At 56.5% G+C, this 14,409-nt stretch carries 15 protein-coding genes and 2 pseudogenes; 8 read left to right on the plus strand and 9 right to left on the minus strand.

Going from position 1 to position 14,409, the window contains the following annotated elements; genetic code table 11:
• The first annotated feature begins 23 nt into the window (after positions 1–23).
• The gene (locus GUY40_RS13965) at positions 24–515 is read left to right on the plus strand and encodes a DUF3237 domain-containing protein (RefSeq protein ID WP_218585452.1); all 492 of its coding nucleotides are present in this window, start codon (positions 24–26) and stop codon (positions 513–515) included.
• Between the two features lie 83 nt (positions 516–598).
• The gene (locus tag GUY40_RS13970; RefSeq protein ID WP_166569534.1) at positions 599–1,207 is read left to right on the plus strand and encodes a TetR family transcriptional regulator; all 609 of its coding nucleotides are present in this window, start codon (positions 599–601) and stop codon (positions 1,205–1,207) included.
• A gap of 153 nt (positions 1,208–1,360) precedes the next feature.
• Here GUY40_RS13970 and GUY40_RS13975 read toward each other — a convergent pair whose 3' ends face one another.
• Positions 1,361–1,831, minus strand: coding sequence for a MarR family winged helix-turn-helix transcriptional regulator (locus GUY40_RS13975; RefSeq protein ID WP_166569535.1), 471 nt, complete (start codon positions 1,829–1,831; stop codon positions 1,361–1,363).
• A gap of 174 nt (positions 1,832–2,005) precedes the next feature.
• Between GUY40_RS13975 and GUY40_RS13980 the strand changes: the two genes are divergently transcribed.
• Entirely contained in the window at positions 2,006–2,986 is a 981-nt protein-coding gene (locus GUY40_RS13980; RefSeq protein ID WP_166569536.1) for a MarR family transcriptional regulator, read from the plus strand.
• Positions 2,987–3,134: 148 nt separating this feature from the next.
• Here GUY40_RS13980 and GUY40_RS13985 read toward each other — a convergent pair whose 3' ends face one another.
• The 6 genes and pseudogenes from GUY40_RS13985 to GUY40_RS14010 all read right to left on the minus strand — a co-directional run bounded on the left by GUY40_RS13985 (position 3,135) and on the right by GUY40_RS14010 (position 8,953).
• Positions 3,135–3,629 carry a flavin reductase family protein gene (locus tag GUY40_RS13985; protein WP_166569537.1) on the minus strand — a complete coding sequence of 165 codons (495 nt, stop codon included), beginning with the start codon at positions 3,627–3,629 and terminating at the stop codon, positions 3,135–3,137.
• 145 nt (positions 3,630–3,774) lie between these two features.
• Positions 3,775–5,235 carry a 4-hydroxyphenylacetate 3-hydroxylase family protein gene (locus GUY40_RS13990; RefSeq protein ID WP_166569538.1) on the minus strand — a complete coding sequence of 487 codons (1,461 nt, stop codon included), beginning with the start codon at positions 5,233–5,235 and terminating at the stop codon, positions 3,775–3,777.
• 13 nt (positions 5,236–5,248) lie between these two features.
• On the minus strand, positions 5,249–5,932 hold the full coding sequence (locus tag GUY40_RS13995; RefSeq protein ID WP_166569539.1) for a TetR/AcrR family transcriptional regulator: 684 nt from the start codon (positions 5,930–5,932) through the stop codon (positions 5,249–5,251).
• 443 nt (positions 5,933–6,375) lie between these two features.
• Positions 6,376–7,803 carry a carotenoid oxygenase family protein gene (locus GUY40_RS14000; protein WP_166569540.1) on the minus strand — a complete coding sequence of 476 codons (1,428 nt, stop codon included), beginning with the start codon at positions 7,801–7,803 and terminating at the stop codon, positions 6,376–6,378.
• A gap of 273 nt (positions 7,804–8,076) precedes the next feature.
• A pseudogene (locus tag GUY40_RS14005) lies at positions 8,077–8,274 on the minus strand (transposase); the annotation flags it as partial.
• Positions 8,204–8,953 (minus strand): RraA family protein, encoded by a 750-nt coding sequence (locus GUY40_RS14010; protein ID WP_256675739.1) that lies wholly within the window; start codon positions 8,951–8,953, stop codon positions 8,204–8,206. The pseudogene GUY40_RS14005 and the gene GUY40_RS14010, both read right to left, overlap by 71 nt.
• Before the next feature lie 105 nt (positions 8,954–9,058).
• Here GUY40_RS14010 and GUY40_RS14015 point away from each other — a divergent pair.
• Positions 9,059–9,169: pseudogene (locus tag GUY40_RS14015) on the plus strand (LysR family transcriptional regulator); the annotation flags it as partial.
• Between the two features lie 118 nt (positions 9,170–9,287).
• Positions 9,288–10,397, plus strand: coding sequence for a P1 family peptidase (locus tag GUY40_RS14020; protein ID WP_166569541.1), 1,110 nt, complete (start codon positions 9,288–9,290; stop codon positions 10,395–10,397).
• Positions 10,398–10,457: 60 nt separating this feature from the next.
• On the opposite strand, the gene GUY40_RS14025 is transcribed toward GUY40_RS14020, so the two are convergent.
• Positions 10,458–11,240: a helix-turn-helix transcriptional regulator gene (locus tag GUY40_RS14025; RefSeq protein ID WP_166569542.1), complete on the minus strand. Its 783-nt coding sequence runs from the start codon at positions 11,238–11,240 to the stop codon at positions 10,458–10,460.
• A gap of 130 nt (positions 11,241–11,370) precedes the next feature.
• Between GUY40_RS14025 and GUY40_RS14030 the strand changes: the two genes are divergently transcribed.
• From GUY40_RS14030 to GUY40_RS28315, 3 genes are all read left to right on the plus strand, one after another.
• The gene (locus GUY40_RS14030; protein ID WP_166569543.1) at positions 11,371–12,186 is read left to right on the plus strand and encodes a carbon-nitrogen hydrolase family protein; all 816 of its coding nucleotides are present in this window, start codon (positions 11,371–11,373) and stop codon (positions 12,184–12,186) included.
• Between the two features lie 35 nt (positions 12,187–12,221).
• The gene (locus GUY40_RS14035) at positions 12,222–13,331 is read left to right on the plus strand and encodes a polyamine ABC transporter substrate-binding protein (RefSeq protein ID WP_166569544.1); all 1,110 of its coding nucleotides are present in this window, start codon (positions 12,222–12,224) and stop codon (positions 13,329–13,331) included.
• Between the two features lie 127 nt (positions 13,332–13,458).
• The gene (locus GUY40_RS28315) at positions 13,459–13,581 is read left to right on the plus strand and encodes a hypothetical protein (RefSeq protein WP_256675740.1); all 123 of its coding nucleotides are present in this window, start codon (positions 13,459–13,461) and stop codon (positions 13,579–13,581) included.
• A 26-nt stretch (positions 13,582–13,607) separates the two neighbouring features.
• On the opposite strand, the gene GUY40_RS14040 is transcribed toward GUY40_RS28315, so the two are convergent.
• Positions 13,608–14,369: an SDR family NAD(P)-dependent oxidoreductase gene (locus GUY40_RS14040; RefSeq protein WP_166569545.1), complete on the minus strand. Its 762-nt coding sequence runs from the start codon at positions 14,367–14,369 to the stop codon at positions 13,608–13,610.
• Positions 14,370–14,409 lie beyond the last annotated feature (40 nt).

Below are 14,409 nucleotides of genomic sequence, written 5' to 3' on the forward strand. Positions count from 1 at the left end.
TGACAATAACGAGAGAGATCGATATGAGCGAGCAAGTATTGCCCCCGCATCCATTTGAACCCCGCTTCGAGTTTGCTTTCACCGTCAGTATCAATCTGAGCAAGGGCCGCTATCTGCGGCCAGGCAATATGGGCGCAGAGCGAGCAGCGGTGTACGTGGAGTCAGGAACCTTCGAGGGGCCGAGCATCCGCGGGACAGTCGTCCCCTTCAGCGGGGGCGACTGGCCGCTGGTAAGGCCCAATGGGGTCATCGACTTCGATGCTCGCTATTTGCTCGAGGCTGACGACGGAACCCTGATCTATATGCAGAACCGAGGATACCGGTGGTCCAGCCCTGAAGTACTGGCGCGGCTGATGCGCCAGGAACCGGTCGATCACGACGAATACTATATGCGAGTTTCGCCCAAATTCGATGTGCCGGCAGGCCCGCATGACTGGCTGGATCGCCATGTGTTCGTAGGGGTTGCCGAGAAAACACCTGGGTCCAACCGAATTCACTATTTCAAAGTGCTTTAACGTACTGCGCTGCAGGTTGAACCAGCGGCTTGTAGCGCCTTAATTAGCTTCTTCGCTTTGCTGGAGAATAGGGAAAGTTTGCGATGGGTAAACGATGTGCCGCAGACAGTGCGATTACCCGGCAAGCGCTCCTGGATGCAGCTCTGGATGTATTTGCCGAGTCAGGATGCGCATTTGCCACCATGGAGAGGGTGGCAAGCAGGGCAGGAATGAGTCGCGGTGCCATCTACTGGCACTTCAAAGGACGGGCCGCACTGCTCGGTGCACTGCTTGATGAGCGACGATTGCCAGTTGAGGATCTGAATTGTGCAGGCTTGGATTTGGAAAGTGGTATTGGCCAGTTGCAAGCAGCAGTAGAGGCGACACTCAGCGATCCTCGATCACGTCAGTTGTGTGAAGTGCTGTTGCATAAAAGCAAGCTTGCGCGTGAAGACCGCATGATCTCGAAACGGCTAGGAGAAGCCCAGTATCGATTGGCCAGGCAGCTCGAAATCATGTTGGATAATGCTGTTGAAAATAGCCAGTTGATGGCTGATTTTAACATCTCAACGACGATTCACTTTTTCGAAATCTGCTTTACGGGGTTGATGTTCGAGTGTCTGCGCAAGCCAGTAGAATGCACGCAGAAAATTGCTTCGGTACTGCTTTGGCTGCGTGCCGCGGTTGAGTCCGGTCAAGAGGTTGTTATTTAGCGATCTTCGTCAGCTTCGCCGGGGGCATCCCCGCAATGATTTGATCACTCTGTATCGTGGGGGCAGAGCCCCCGGCTTTAATCGGACCAACTGTTTCAAGGTAGATTGACCCCAGCTGTTGTCAGGCAGAGTGGGCTGATCGCTGCGCGGCTCCTACCTTTCGCGGATCTTGCCAATCACCTTGTGCAAGGTGCCGCGAAACTTCTCCAACTCCTTCTCACTCAAGCCGCCGAACACCTGTTCTTCGATCAATTGCATGTCAGCTTGGCACGATTCGACGAGTGCGTGGCCTTCTGCTGTCAGGCTCATGGACAACAGTCGACGGTTTTCCGGGTTCTCTGCGCGTATGAGCAAACCGCGGGACTCTAGTGCTGTCAGCACCTGCCCCATCGTTTGAGGGGTGACGTAGAAACGCCGAGATAAATCAGCTGACGACAGGCCTGAATGGCGAGCAACCACTGCCAGCAGGGTGAACTGCAGCGACGTGATGTTTTTTTCTTTAAGGGCGGGCTCGATCCACAACGCTCGCAAGGCATGGAAGGCCTGGGCCATTATGTACATGGTGGTTTGCGTGGACGGGTGTTTGGCTTTGACGGTTGTTTCGGACTCAACGGATATGTTCATAGGGTTGCCGTTAACGCTATAAGAATGATTTCTATAAGGTAGCATTATATAGAGGCGGGCTCCAGATCGTTTCAGAGTGAGATCGACAAGATTCACCTCGGCCGCTTACGTTACGCTATGATCAGCGATTAGCTTGACCTCCGTAATGAACCCTTTACCTTGGCTCTTTCAAGCATGACAAATCAGAAACACGTGGATCCGAACCTGGAGGCTCTCGGCCACCTTTACGCGCGAATCCCATTTCTCGTGCAGCGGCTGGATCAGGTTACCGCTGCGTTGTTTGCCCTTCATCACGGGCAGCGTAGCACACCTACCCAGTTCCACTCGTTGGCTGTTCTACAGTCACGCGGCCCCATGATGCAGGTCGAGTTGGCAAGGCTGATGGGAGCGGACAAGTCAACTATCAGCTTGGTCGTTGCGAACCTTTTAAAACATCAATTGATAGCGCGCGCGGTAGATGAGGATGACAGGCGCAGAAAGCTTGTCTCGCTAACAGAGAAAGGGAAGGAGTTCTTACATGCGGGACACGAGAGTCTAGAGAACGCTGAACGCGCTCTAATGGCTCCTCTTTCAGAGAGGCAGTGGGAGCAGCTCTCTTTCCTGTTGAATAAGTTGGCCCCCCAAGCGCCGACCTCCGAGCCTCTATCTTGGGTGCACAACCGGCCAACCTGGCTTGCCCACCGCTGCCTGCAGTCCATCGAGTCAAGGTTATCAGGTGAAACCGGGCTGTTTGGGCTGACCCTGCGCCAGTACGCAGTGCTGTACATCGTTTTCTGTCATCCAGGCATCAGCGAATCACAAGCAAGGCGATTTTTGGGTTACGAGACGTCCAATATCACTCTGGTCGCAAATATCTTGGCCGATAAAGCGATGATTGAAAGGGGGCAGACGGCTCGTTTTTCTCGGAAATGCTATCGCGCTAGCACGTTAGGAGGGGATGTGCTTCGTACAATTGAGCCTCGACTCCGAGCGATAGAATTTGAATGGCTATCAGGAATGAGCGAGGAGGAAAAATGCACACTGATCGAATTACTTTGCCAACTTGTGGTGGCGCACGCGGATAAGGTCAAGGCACCTATTGAACCGCTGGAAGATGTATCGCGAATCCCCACCTGGCCGGTCAGCTGTATCCGTAGTTCCACTTTCATTGAATGATCATCAGTTCCGCCCCTGATATGTTCGTCGCTACGCGCTGCACCAGCAATCCCGAGCCCATACTCATGAGAACGTATAGGCTGCTCTAGACAACGATGGAGCGCCCGCTGGCCTGATTTAACCAGATCGGGCGTATAGAACACCTATTTCACGCGGATTTTGCAATATTAAAACGACCGTACTGCCCGTCTCCGTACAGTAGGCATTCCGATCGCTCTTGCGACAACAAAATCTCTTTAATACTGCCAAGAAATATAGTGTGCGTACCGACATCAATGACCTGCGCCGTCTCGCAGTCGAAACAAGCTTCTGCCGTCAAAAGTACCGGTGCTCCAGTGGCTAATTCCCCCCAGTCTCCGTCCTGAAAGCGCTCATCGGCACTCAATCGGCCAGCAAAACGGGTGGCGATTGAATTGTCGCGCGTCCCTAACAGGTTGACCGCAAACCGCCCACTTTTCAAAAATGAATCGTAAGATCCATTGCTGCGATTCATACAGCACAACAGCATAGGAGGATCGGCGGTTACCGAGCAAACGGCAGTCGCGGTAATTCCATACCGTACACCCATCAGGTCTTGGGTTGTGATAATGCAGACACTTGCGGCGAGCCGCCGCATTCCTTCCTTAAATATTTCCGGCTGCATGGCCCCCTCCGTTATTGTTTTTTGAGCAGACGCTCAACCACTGATTTTTTCGTCGCCCGAAGAGGGTCTGGAAAACCCGCACATGAAAAATGCGGGTCAATAACCAGGTCACTTGTGGGCCTGCAATTTCGTGAAAAAGGGATTTTCAGAGGAGCCCTGGTTTGCGAGGCACGGGTTCGCTCAAGAAACGAGCGACCAGAGCACGGGCTCTCTCTTTATTCGCAACGCGTTGGCTAACTTCGAAAGCGCGTGGCGAGGAACCTAAATAGAATCGCTCGTAGAGATCGCCGCGGCTTGCCAGGGCTGATCCAGCGAAGTCCCATGCCAAACGACACAAGCGGGTACGCAGCTCCACATCCACATCACCTGCTCCCCGCAGATACTTGTTCAGCACCGGCCGGAGTTCCGAATTTTCCAGCATCGACAAGGTAGGAGTGGTCAACAGGTGGTGCGAACCCACCTGGCGAATAATCTCACTCACTCGCGGCATCCAGATCGGCATCATTGCCTGCAAAGGTTGGAGCAACTCTCGATTCGGTAGTACCAATCCGTTGCCATAGTCCATGGCTTGTTCTTCCGCCGCGACCAAGGCGGCCCGAGTCAGCGATGCGTAGCTCCAGATTTCCCCCAATAATTGCGCAGTGCGGGGCGAGCTATCGCCAACCGCTTCGGCCATAGCAGTGGCGATCCCCCAAGCAAACTCAAGCTTCGTCTGGGCTCGAATAAAGGTCTGTTGAAAAACGTTTGCCGCCCATGTGCGCCGGGTGACCTGGTTGTGTACAGAGACGTTCCCGTCGATAAAAATCCGCTCCCTGGGCACTTCTACGTTGTCAAACACAACAAAGGCGTCCTGCTCATCAAAGCGAGCTGAAAACGGCTGATCAAAGATATTGTTTGCAGTTGTATAGCTGTCGCGGCAGAAGAACTTCAGCCCCGGCGTATTGATAGGGATAGCGAAGGAGAGTGCGAATCGCTGGCCATCCTCTGAAACCGGGGTGGGAGAATAGACAAGGAGTTCGTCTGCAAAAGGTGCAAGCGTGGCCAGCACTCGTGCTCCCCGGACCAGGATTCCCTGCTCAGTGTCCTCGACCTTCTGCAGACAGACTTGGGCGTTGTCGCCGCTGTTAGGATGCTGTGATTTGTCGGCCGTGGCATTCAGCAGCGCGTGTGTCAGCAACAAATCATTACGTCGCAGGTGCTTTTGATATTCCACCAGCCGTTCTGCACCCGCTTCGTTACCATTCTTCGCCCATTCAACGTAATCACCTGCAAACCCAGCAACGGTGACATTTTTGTAGCACGGTGTTCTTCCCAATACACCGACAGTTTTCTCGGCGACGCGTTGTATGCAGCGATGGCGATTCTGCAGATCCTCTTTCGAGCGAGGAATGACATGGGTTATGTTGATCATTTCTCCGGTTTCAGGGTCAACCGTAAGACAATCCTCCGCTGCTTCATGCTGGAGGTCATAGATATCGGCCAAAACGTGAGCTGTAGCACTGAGTTGAGGATGTTCCGTGACATCTTCAACGCGCTGGTCCCCCATCCAAACCTCGCGCTCGCATTTCATGCCTTTTAAAAGTTCTGCCCCAGTTCGTGCTGTCATAATGACCCCTGTTTTATACTTGTTTTGGGTTGCTGCCGACCGTAAAGCCACCTGGCTCAAGACCGGAAAACAACATATGGATGAATGAGTCGTATTTTGAGTTCATTTCCTGCCGAGCAAGGTTTCCGTTTAGCCAGTCACGCATGACCAGCATGAAAATGCCGAGCACCAGTTCCGCCAAATGGTCTGCATTAACGTGATCTGATATTTCTCCTTTTGTCTTGGCTTCATCGATTAACTTTGCGATGCGCTCAATCCAACTGCGAATAAACCGCTTGAGCTCGACTCGGCAGGCGCCGTCCAGGTAAAGGATCTCTTTCAGAAAGTGGCGGCAGAGCGAAAAGTTTTGTTCATGGTGGTCTGCCACTACGTCGAAGATAGTGCGTAACTGTCTCTGCAAACCATCGCTTGGCAACGTTTCAAATCCAGCATTAATGAGCGGCTCGAGCTCCTCTTCGAATACCAGTAGCAGGAGTTCTTCTTTAGTCTTCGCATAGAGAAACACGGTTCCCGTTGCCACCCCGGCCGAAGCTGCTATATCCCGAAGCCTCGCCATTTCAAACCCTATTTCTGCGAATGCCTTACGAGCCGCAGCCATGATGGCTGATCGCTTGGCCGTTTTATTGCGCTCTCGGAGTCCGGTTGATAGTTCCATTTCGCCATGCACCGTTGCTGCGTAGATAATGATCTGGATCATAAATGATCCAGATCATTTATCAAGGGAAATTTTTGACTGCTGACGTTTTTTGAGGCTTGGCTGCCTTGAACTTCGGGAACAAATACGCCGAAACCCAAAGACCATGGGCCTTCCCTTGATCGGCGTGATGCGGTTTTTGATGCTCTCAAGCGAGTAACTGGTTCTGGATATCAATGTAACGCTGAGCAGAAAAGCCTCGGCCTAGCCGAAAGCGCCACTGAGTAGGGGCATGAAGGGGGCTGCAGTCAGGCATTACGAGGTCATCGTATGACTGGCTGCATGTTACGTTGCCTGGCGCGGCACTTTTGTACAGGTCCGCGCGATGCGGCCGGCGCGAGAAGGGGAGACTTGACCTGCGTTCCATGGGGGCGCAGGTCAAGCTTGAACTCAGGTCCGCGATAAGCGTGATCCGTCAATTTACGGGACTGGTAACTCGCTTGCCATTAAGGCTCATAGTTCTTGAGTTCATCTTCCGGGATAAAGCATCCGTGGAACTGGTATGGCATGTTAAAAGGTAGTTTAACGGTTGCCAGAGGCGGTTGCGAAACGTCCCGCCCATCCAGAATCACCAGATCGGCGCGGTTTTCTTTTGGGCGGTTGACCACGGTGAGGAGAAATCCATCCCCTTCGGGAGCATCCTTGTGCCGCGGGACGAACAACGGTTCTTGGCTTGTGGAGTCCGACATGTTGTGGATTTTTACCTCTTTGGTATTCCAGTCCACCTGACCAATGCCGAAGTGAGGCGGATTGCGATAGCCGAAGTAGCCAAAGTTGTACTTCGACATCGAGAAACGTTCGTCGAGTCTAGGCATGTCACCAAAAGCGCCATCCACGGGACTCAGCGTGATCGCTTGGTCATCTGGTTTGCTCAAGTCAAAAGATAAACGCGTGATGGTGGTAGTAGCTTCACGTGGATCGCTCCAGGTGCCGTCGACGTTAGGGAAGAAGCAAAAGACATTTCCTGGACTTATAGCGGCATCGATGTGAACGACATTACCCTCAGTGAAGCCATTCATGATGTGGCTCATCATGACATTAGGGAGCTTAAACCAACGGATGTCGGACACCTTACCGTCGCGAGGCATAATACCCCACATCGACGGGAGGCTCGGATCCCACGCATAGAAGGGCCCCCCTGCTTCGATGCGCTTGATATCCGCGGTGAGCGGCATAACGGGGAAAATCACGTGATCGCGAGTCACTACCCAGTCGTGGGCGACCCCCGGATAGGGCGTTTTGAAAAACTCTTCTCGTATCAACACACCATTTTTATCGAACACGTGAAGCGACATGTCAGTGGTCGGCTCGCCATTTGCAAAGAGGCCAATCGACCACCACTCGCCAGTGACCGGATCAATCTTTGGGTGTGCCGACACGCTTTTGCTTTTCAGGTCGCCAGCAAAGTGCTCAACCGGAAGCGTATCCAGCGTGATCGGATTTATTTGGTACGGATGGGAGTCCTCACGTAGAGCAAACAGACGTTGGTGGTGGGTGAAGGCGAATGTATTGGCGGTATTGTTGCGATTGGTACCCTGGACGGAAGGGTCGTCTGTGAATTTGTTGCGATAGTTACCATAGAGGCGACGACGAGCTTCCCGCTCCTTCAGAAGTCTCTCAGTCTTGACGTATCGCATCTTGAAAGAGACGTGGCCATCTTCGAACCGAAACATCGACAAGAGGCCATCGCCGTTGATGATGTTGTCATCCTTCAGACTGGGGAACTCCCGGTCGCCACCCACGCGATAGAGGGCTCCGTTTAGCTCCCTGGGGATTTCTCCGATGACCTCACATTCAAAGACGTCTGCTTCGAAGCGGACTGATTGCTTGGTGACGCCACCGAAGGATGCAACAGGATAGAAAGTCTCTGGCATTTTATTTTTGTCCCTTTCAAAAGGTCTGCGGTTCGAGGTCGGCTGAAACCATATTTCGCTGAAGTCTTCTCAATCGGTGATTAGTAAGACATCCTTACTTTATGGCCATTCGAGCCATACGGTCAATGCCGTTTCTACCTTCATAGATCGCGTGGGGTCTGCGTGGAGGCGTTGAGCGGAGAAATCATCACCTGCGCGCCGGCAGGGGGACGACTGAACAGTCGGCAACCTTCGTGTAGTCGAGACGCCCCTCCGGGCGATGACAACGTCAACTCAGTTCAGCGAGACCATCGCCGCAAAGCTTTTCGCGAGCTTGTCGAAGCGTGTTGCGATACGGCGGTTCACCTTCAACCAACCAAACATCCGTTCGATGATATTGCGCTGTCGATACTTTGGCCGATCAAACAGCCTGGGAAGGCCAGGCTTGGGCTTGCGTTTCATGGTACGCAGCGGGGTGACGGGCTGTATGCGTTGTCCGAAGCGGTGTCTCGGTACGGAACGCTTGCTGCAAATCGGGCTGAAAGCCTTTCCCATCGGGTGGCTTCGGGGGGAACTCAAAAGCCAGCATTGGAAAACCTGAATCGCCTGTACTTGATACCCCCTGAAAACGAGTCTTGTCGATATGCCCTTGGGGGATGAAGACCGTGCCGCAGTTGTCGGCGATTACATAGTCGCCTTCGTTGACCGCAACACCTGCCATCTGGACGGGACAGGCCGCGTCGACCTGAACCACGCGGTTGCGCGCGCTGATCATGGTCACACCGCGGCCATAGACCGGGTAGCCGATTTCGGCACTGCCGTCGATGTCGCGGCTGCAACCGTCGATGATGCTGCCGCGTACGTTTTTGGCAACGGCGGCGTTGGCCAGGATGTCGCCCCAGCAGGAGATTCCCTCGATACCGCCGGCGATTACCAGCACCCGGTCTTCACTTTCGATAGCTTCGATCACCGGGGTGATCAAATGAACGGTAGGTGCGCGGTCGGTCTTGGCGGCCAGCTGTACGGTGCTGGCTCGGCCGACCACTTTGGGGCAGTTCCACAGTGGACGCAGCCCGAACGTCGCGCCAGGCAGGCCGAGGAAGTCGAGGGCGTCGGACACGGTATTGGTGTCCAGTGCCTCCAACCGTTCTAGAACGGTGTCTTGGCTCATGGGTGAACCTCTCTGGTGAAGGAGGTTCTGAGTGTCGGACAGGTCAGCTCATAGGTATATTACTAATAAAGGATGTTTAACATACGCCGAACCTATGGAATAACCTTGATCAACTTTCGCCTGATTCGGCACCTATGGCTGTTCCTCGCTGTGGCTGAGGAGCAGAACTTTGGCCGCGCCGCCAAGCGCCTGGGTATGATCCAGCCGCCCTTAACCCTCGAGCGAGTTTCTGACCTGTACCTACTTGGGGGTAACGAATGCGGGTTATCGCTAAGTACCTGTCAGGTTTCTAAACTCCTCGCACTCTCAATCATCGAACGTGGAGAAGGGAACAATGCGCTTACGCGATCTAGGTATCAGCATCGGCCTGGGTAAACCCGGCGTTTACAACGCCATCACCGATGTGCCGGGCGTGCGAGTCGGCCATCACACGCTCAATGTCGAATCGGGCGAAACCTCTATCCATACCGGCGTCACCGTCATCGAGCCGCGGGCCGGTGCGGCACATCTTCAACCCTGCTTTGCCGGGGTGCATGTGCTCAATGGCAATGGCGATGCCACGGGGCTGGAGTGGATTCGCGAAGCGGGCTTGCTGACCACGCCCATCGCTTACACCAACACTCACAGTATCGGCGTGGTACGCGACGCCCTGGTGGCTGCCGAGCGGGACATGGCCAAGCAGCACACTTACTGGTGCATGCCGGTGGTACTGGAAACCTACGATGGCGTGTTGAGCGACATCTGGGGCCAGCATGTCACCGCCGGGCATGTCCATGAAGCCCTGGCTGCCGCGCGTCCCGGGCCGGTGGCAGAGGGTTGCGTGGGCGGTGGCACGGGCATGATCTGTCACGAATTCAAGGGCGGCATCGGTACCGCTTCGCGGGTCTTGAGTGCCGAGCAGGGGGGGTGGACAGTAGGCGCGCTAGTGCAGGCCAATTACGGCGTGCGCGAAGAACTGCGCGTGGCGGGCTATCCGGTCGGCCGGGTGCTTTCTGACACGCCGTCGCCGTATCGCAGTGCAGTCAATGTCGGGGTGCCAGGCATGGGTTCGATCGTGGTGACCATTGCCACCGACGCGCCGTTGCTGCCGCACCAGTGCACACGCCTTGCACAGCGGGCCAGCGTTGGCCTGGCCCGGGTGGGGGGCGGCACGGAAGACGACAGCGGCGATATCTTCGTGGCCTTTTCCGTGGGCAACAGCAATTTGCCGGCCGCCAACCATGGCCATCCCGGCGAGTCGACCACGGCCTTGCAGATGGTCAACAACGACTATATCTCGGCCCTGTTCCTGGCGGCCGCCGATGCGGTGGAGGAAGCCATCCTCAATGCCATGCTGGCCGCTACCGACCTGGAGGGCTGCGGCAACCGCGCGCTGGCGCTCAAGCCCGAGCAGTTGTTGTCGGCCATGGCAAAAGTCGGTTGGCGCGCCGACCAGACAAACTGATTGCCGGCCCTTATAGCCCCCGGCACGCCTGGCGTGCCGGGGGCTATTTCATTGGCTATTTCATTCCTGGGCCTGCAAAAACAGCGAAAACAACTCAGACTGCGACTTGATCCCGAGCTTGCTGTACATGTGCTTGCGGTGCACCTTCACGGTTTCGGCGGAAATCGCCAATTTGCGGGAGATTTCCTTATTCGAGCAGCCGCTGAGCATCAAGCGGGCGACCTCCAGTTCGCGCGCCGAGAGCGGTGATGCCATCTGCCTGGCGGTCGAGTCCAGGCGGCTCTGCCAGCTGGGTGGCGGGGCCGGGGCTTGTTCCAGTTCCCGTTCGAATACCATGCGTTGGCGCATCAGGGCGGCGACCCAGGGTTGGATCAGGCCCAGCAAGGCAATTTGCTCCAGGCTGAAACGGCACTGACTTCCCAGGGACAGGCTAAGAGTGCGCTCGGCATCGAGCTGGACGTTGATGTGCACCTCGTCGGTGACGATGTTGAGGCGGAAATAACGCTGGTAGTAGTCGGTCTGCTCGAAGCATTCCGGGGCCACGTCATCCAGGCGGAACATCCCGCTTCGCGGTGCCTCGCGGTTGGCGATATAGAAAGGGTCGAGCAGGTACAGGCCCTTGAGGTAATCCTGGAACAGTGAATCGAGCCCTCCGTCCGCGCCAGGGGATTCGGCCAGCACCTGCGGCCGGCCGGCGCTGAAGATCAGCACCACCCAGTTGTCCACCGGCACATAGCGGTCGAGCAAGCGCACCAGCGCGGTCCAGAAATTGGGCCGGTCCAGCGTTTCGATCAGCCGGCCCACGGCGTCATGCCAGGCCACGTCCTGCAGTGTCAGGTTCATGTCGCTACCCATTGAGGGGTACCCCATCGATGTAATTACTTGTCGCCGTGCGGCGCCTCATACTCTGCCCAGCCCTGGCGGGTGCTGTTTGCAGATCGGGCCCCTCATTTAACCTGTGCAAGGAACAAAGATGAAGATTGAACTGGTACAACTGGCAGGCCGTGACGGCGACACCGCTTATAACCTGGAGCGAACCCTCAACGCCATCGCGACCTGCGCAGCCGCCACGGACTTGCTGGTTTTCCCCGAGACCCAGCTGATGGGGTTTGCCGGCGCCGACCAACTGGCCAGCGTTGCCGAACCCCTGGACGGCCCGGCCTTGCAAGCCGTCCTCAATGCAGTGCGCGAGCGCAATGTCGCGGTCGTGGTCGGCATCGCCGAAAATCATGCAGGTACCTTTTACAACACCTCCGTACTGGTGACGCCTGAAGGTATAGCCTTGAGCTACCGCAAGACCCACCTGTGGCCTTCGGAGCGCGGCGTATTCTGCCCAGGCGACCGCTATGCCACGGCCCTGTGGAAGGGTGTGCGCGTGGGTATCCTGATCTGCTACGACATCGAACTGCCGGAAAGCAGCCGTGCCCTGGCCCAGCTCGGCGCCGAGCTGATCATCGTCACCAATGGCAACATGGACCCGTACGGCCCCGTCCACCGTACCGCGATCATGGCCCGGGCCCAGGAAAACCAGGCCTTTGCGGTAATGGTCAATCGGGTGGGCGAGGGCGATGACGGCCTGGTGTTCGCCGGTGGCAGCGCGGCGGTCGACCCGTTCGGGCGCGTGCTGTTCGAAGCCGGACGCCAGGAGTGCCGCCAGATCGTGGAACTCGATCTCAAGCAACTGCAACGTGCCCGCCGCGAATATGACTACTTGTGCGACCGTCGCTTGCACCTGCCAGGCGAGCGCATCGACCATGTCGATGGTCGTCGTGAACTGCTGATCCCCTGAACCCATACAATAACAATATGTTCTGGAGTACTGCGATGAGCCCCAAGCGCTGTTTGCCCGTGGCCCTGGCCGCGCTGCTGATGTCAGCCTTCACCTGCACCGAGGCATCCGAGAGTGCCAACCCCAGCGTGCATATCTACAACTGGTACGACTACATAGCCCCCGATGCGACCAAGAAGTTCCAGCAGGAGATGGGCATCGATCCGGTGTATGACGTGTTCGACAACAGCGACGTCATGCAAAGCAAACTCATGGCCGGCCGCAGTGGCTATGACGTGGTGTTCGCCAGCGGCGACCTGCTGCCGAACCTGATCAGGGCGGGCGTGCTCAAGGAACTGGATCGGACTCAGTTGCCCAATCTGCCCCATCTCGATCCGGAAATCCTCGCCAAGCTGCAGAACAACGACCCAGGCAACCGTTACGCGGCGCCCTATATGTGGGGTACGACCGGTATCGGCTACGACGCTGACAAGGTCAAGGCGATTCTCGGCACAGAGGCCCCCGTCAACTCCTGGGACCTGATCTTCAAGGAAGACAACATCGCTAAATTGAGCCAATGCGGCGTGGCCATGCTCGATGCGGCCAATGAGATCGTGCCCATTGCCCTGCATTACCTGGGGTTGCCCTATAACAGCCAGAACCCGGACGACTACCGCAAGGCCGAAGCGTTGCTACTCAAGGTACGGCCGCACATTCGTTACTTCGACTCGTCGAAATTCATCTCTGACCTGGCCAATGGCAACGTCTGTGTGGTGCTGGGCTGGTCGGGCGGGGTGCTGGAAGCCAGGGGCTCGGCAGAAGCGGCAGGCAATGGCCGCACCCTGCTTTACAGCATCCCCCGTGAAGGTGCGCCGGTGTGGGTGGAAAGCATGGTACTGCTCAACGATGCGCCCAATCCGAAGGAGGGCATGGCGTTCATCAACTACATGCTGCGCCCGCAAGTCATTGCTGAGTCGTCCAACTACCTGGGCTACCCCAACGCCAACAAGGACGCCACGGCGCTGGTCGAGCAAAAGATCCGGGACAACCCGGCCGTCTATCCGCCCAGGCAGGTGCTGGACACACTGTTCCCGCTTGAACCCTTGCCATTGAAGCTCGAGCGTATAAGGACGCGCCTTTGGAGCAAGGTCAAGACCGGGAGTTAGTTGTTTGGCCGGCAACTGTCCCGGTGGTCTGGTTGCGATGCTGCGCTTCTCTGTGGGAGCTGGCCGGCCTGTGTCTGCTTGGCAGTGTGCTGGTGCTGGTTAAACCCGCCGCCGTGCGCCGGCGCTGGTGGGTAATCTGCTGGGGCAATGGTTGTTTCGCTACAAGCCGATGTCGCTGCAACGGGTGATTGGCGTGTTGCTGGTATTGCTGTCAGCGGCGACCCTGTTCAACAGTGTTGGAACGTTGTAGGTCGCCGCACCGTGCAGGAGGTCCGATCACTTATCGCGGTCTACCGCAAACGGCGACCACGCCTGTCGGCTCGGCATGATTTCCAGGCGGTTGATGTTGATATGGTCGGGCAGGGTACAGACGTAGTAGATCTGCTCGGCGATGTCTTCTGCGCTCAGCGGTGTGGTGGTGCCGTACATGGCATCCGACGCCGCCTGGTTGCCCTTGGTGCGCACCAGGGTGAATTCGGTTTCGGCCATGCCTGGCGCAATGTCAGTGACTCGCACACCTGTGGCGATCAGGTCGCAGCGCAGATTGTAACTGAACTGTTTGACGAAGGCTTTGCTGGCGCCATAGACGTGGCCGCCCGGATACGGCCACTCACCCGCGACCGAACCAATGTTGACGATGCTGGCGCCCTTGCCGGTTTCCAACAGTTTGGGCAGCACCGCGTGAGTGACATTGACGAGGCCGGTGATGTTGGTGTCGATCATGGTGTGCCAGTCCTGCAGCGCCACGTTTTGTGCAGGCTCCGGTGCCAGCGCCAACCCGGCGTTGTTGATCAGGCTGCGCACGTTGCGAAAATCTCCCGGCAGGTCGTTGACCATCTCTTGCACGGCCTTGGTATCACGCACATCGAGGGCGGCGATATGCACCGGGACCTTATCGCCGAGTTCCTGTTGCAGCGCTTCAAGACGTTCCAGGCGCCGACCGCTGAGTACCAGTGCCCAGCCTCCGTCGGCAAAGCGTCGCGCGGTGGCACGACCGAAACCCGATGTCGCGCCTGTGATGAAAACCACCTTGTTCATGTTCTACCTCGTTTGACTGTGCGTAGGTAACGGCAGAAAC

This window comes from Pseudomonas sp. R5(2019), assembly GCF_009905435.1.
Lineage (GTDB): Bacteria > Pseudomonadota > Gammaproteobacteria > Pseudomonadales > Pseudomonadaceae > Aquipseudomonas.

Bases quoted from the DNA above. Each gene is read 5' to 3' on its own strand.
- GUY40_RS13965 (WP_218585452.1), top strand. From the start codon at position 24: ATGAGCGAGCAAGTATTGCCCCCGCATCCATTTGAACCCCGCTTCGAG.
- GUY40_RS13970 (WP_166569534.1), top strand. From the start codon at position 599: ATGGGTAAACGATGTGCCGCAGACAGTGCGATTACCCGGCAAGCGCTC.
- GUY40_RS13975 (WP_166569535.1), bottom strand. From the start codon at position 1,831: ATGAACATATCCGTTGAGTCCGAAACAACCGTCAAAGCCAAACACCCG.
- GUY40_RS13980 (WP_166569536.1), top strand. From the start codon at position 2,006: ATGACAAATCAGAAACACGTGGATCCGAACCTGGAGGCTCTCGGCCAC.
- GUY40_RS13985 (WP_166569537.1), bottom strand. From the start codon at position 3,629: ATGCAGCCGGAAATATTTAAGGAAGGAATGCGGCGGCTCGCCGCAAGT.
- GUY40_RS13990 (WP_166569538.1), bottom strand. From the start codon at position 5,235: ATGACAGCACGAACTGGGGCAGAACTTTTAAAAGGCATGAAATGCGAG.
- GUY40_RS13995 (WP_166569539.1), bottom strand. From the start codon at position 5,932: ATGATCCAGATCATTATCTACGCAGCAACGGTGCATGGCGAAATGGAA.
- GUY40_RS14000 (WP_166569540.1), bottom strand. From the start codon at position 7,803: ATGCCAGAGACTTTCTATCCTGTTGCATCCTTCGGTGGCGTCACCAAG.
- GUY40_RS14010 (WP_256675739.1), bottom strand. From the start codon at position 8,953: ATGAGCCAAGACACCGTTCTAGAACGGTTGGAGGCACTGGACACCAAT.
- GUY40_RS14020 (WP_166569541.1), top strand. From the start codon at position 9,288: ATGCGCTTACGCGATCTAGGTATCAGCATCGGCCTGGGTAAACCCGGC.
- GUY40_RS14025 (WP_166569542.1), bottom strand. From the start codon at position 11,240: ATGAACCTGACACTGCAGGACGTGGCCTGGCATGACGCCGTGGGCCGG.
- GUY40_RS14030 (WP_166569543.1), top strand. From the start codon at position 11,371: ATGAAGATTGAACTGGTACAACTGGCAGGCCGTGACGGCGACACCGCT.
- GUY40_RS14035 (WP_166569544.1), top strand. From the start codon at position 12,222: ATGAGCCCCAAGCGCTGTTTGCCCGTGGCCCTGGCCGCGCTGCTGATG.
- GUY40_RS14040 (WP_166569545.1), bottom strand. From the start codon at position 14,369: ATGAACAAGGTGGTTTTCATCACAGGCGCGACATCGGGTTTCGGTCGT.